General features: G+C 41.5%; 3 protein-coding genes. 1 reads left to right on the forward strand and 2 read right to left on the reverse strand.

Going from position 1 to position 1,918, the window contains the following annotated elements:
- The coding region (locus ACT3S9_RS19955) for a hypothetical protein (RefSeq protein ID WP_444751184.1) at positions 1 to 387 on the forward strand (387 nt) is incomplete at its 5' end.
- 11 nt (positions 388 to 398) lie between these two features.
- On the opposite strand, the gene ACT3S9_RS19960 is transcribed toward ACT3S9_RS19955, so the two are convergent.
- Positions 399 to 710, reverse strand: a complete 312-nt coding sequence (locus ACT3S9_RS19960; RefSeq protein WP_444751185.1) for a hypothetical protein — start codon at positions 708 to 710, stop codon at positions 399 to 401.
- Positions 682 to 1,671: a protein rep gene (locus tag ACT3S9_RS19965; RefSeq protein WP_443603557.1), complete on the reverse strand. Its 990-nt coding sequence runs from the start codon at positions 1,669 to 1,671 to the stop codon at positions 682 to 684. The genes ACT3S9_RS19960 and ACT3S9_RS19965 overlap by 29 nt, the downstream gene beginning before the upstream one ends.
- Between the last annotated feature and the right edge of the window lie 247 nt (positions 1,672 to 1,918).

Raw genomic sequence — 1,918 nt, forward strand, 5'->3', positions numbered from 1 at the left:
CCGTCGAAGTTGTTTCTTATTTATCAAGAGAAGAAAAACACCCTCAAAAACCCCCTATTTCAGCGTGTATTTTTAACCTGTTTCTTTGCTTGTCTCGTAAGTTCGTGTATCTACCAAGGACGTTTATCCACACTTTATTTCTATGTATCAAGTAAGGTCAATTTCCCACATGAGAATAATATCAGGGACCCCCCCGTTACACGGTTCCCCCCCAAATCATTCTCATGCGTTAAATTGAAAATCTTTTTGGTTTATCAGGGGCGCAAGCGCGGGGATTTGTTTTCATATAAAAATGGTTTGCGCTTCGCTTGGTTGCGGCCAACAATCACCGAGGAAAATAAACTTGGTCATGTGGCCTTTCGTGCGATTAATCGCACAGGTGGTTAAATTGAAATGGGTTAAAGGGTGAAACCTTTTGCACGCGAATGAGATCGGATTACGTAGTAATTTGTCGACATTCGACGGCGTGCCTGTGTAATTCCACCGAAAAAGCCGAGTATTAGCAATGCAATAGCAATACGATAGCAATGCAATAGCAATGCAATAGCAATACGATAGCAATGCAATAGCAATGCAATAGCAATGCAATAGCAATGCAATAGCAATACGATAGCAATGCAATAGCAATGCAATAGCAATGCAATAGCAATAGGATAGCAACGCAATAGCAAATAGTGGGTTTTACCCCACGTATTGACGTAATCCGACATTCCAGCGGAAAACTTGAACCATAACGGCTTCAATAGTGTCGTTTTCTTCACCGACATGAACCAGGTCTACAGAGTCACTTTCAACGTCCTGTAAATTTAGTTTTTTGTGGTGCTCCTTTAAAATGCCGCCAAACGCAATCAGACGCTTGTTGCGAATACCTAAGGCCAATTCCTTAACAGCCTTTGAATGAGCCAAATAATTACCGTCCGGCATCTCACAGACGTAATTAGAGGGCTTAGTGGCATACTTGCCTACCTCTGCGGCTGCGGATTCTATACTTGATGAACCTTCTCTTTTTCTATTGGGCTTTATAACCCTGATATCGACCTGTGTTATTTCTGGGTATCTAGTGGATTCGCGCCACAGCTCCAGCCATCGCGCTTGAGTAATATACGTTTTTTTAAAATAACCTGACGGTACCGCCAGTAACACATGAAAGTGAGGGTGGTAATCGTCCCTTTTACCGTTATAGGTGACTTCTAGCGCTCTGAAAAAGCCCTTAACACTGCGTTTTACCTCTGCCCTTTCCATTAATCGCTTAAAGCTAGCAGTCAAATGTTTAACTTCATCTGATAACCGATCAGCTTTAATATTGGGTACTGTGAGGGTTAACAATAAATATTTTAGCGTTGGGTTTTCTTTCTGGGCAGACTGACAAACCGCTTTAACTTGATGGAAAATGGCCATTGATCGCCTCCTTTGACATGACGGACAAATTCTATCCCTGCAAAACAAAGCTCTAATTAATCTTTTATTACCGTGGGGGTCTACTGCGAACTCAAGAGTTGATCCGCAATCAAACATTCTTTGCGACCTGCCAAGCCAGTATTTTTCTGGTTGGTCAAATGCTTTGGATACTGCGACGGTTTTCAACTTAAGTACACGCCAATCAGTTTTTGAATCTTTTAAAATTTCGCCTGTTCCGTGGATTACGGGCAGGTCTTGATATACAATAGTCATATCGTTTACCTATCTCGATAATGGGTAAAACGTAGCTTGGGATGAATTCGATACTCATCTTAAGTGGCTTTTAGGTCAGTCGGTGTTAGCGCACCGGCTACCGTCCTACTCTAAGACGTTAACAAAAATTACTATCACATTACGTAATACAAATTCAGTGGAAAACCTTCCACCCTATTTACACCCCCAATTTAGACTCTAAAGCCAATAGAATCAAGCTTTTCAGCGCAATTATATTTGTTTTACC

This window comes from Pseudoalteromonas sp. AOP31-A2-14, assembly GCF_052378035.1.
GTDB lineage: Bacteria > Pseudomonadota > Gammaproteobacteria > Enterobacterales > Alteromonadaceae > Pseudoalteromonas.

What these genes read in the sequence shown, in the direction of transcription:
- ACT3S9_RS19965 (WP_443603557.1), bottom strand. Translation starts at nt 1,671, where the DNA reads ATGACTATTGTATATCAAGACCTGCCCGTAATCCACGGAACAGGCGAA.
- ACT3S9_RS19960 (WP_444751185.1), bottom strand. Translation starts at nt 710, where the DNA reads ATGTCGGATTACGTCAATACGTGGGGTAAAACCCACTATTTGCTATTG.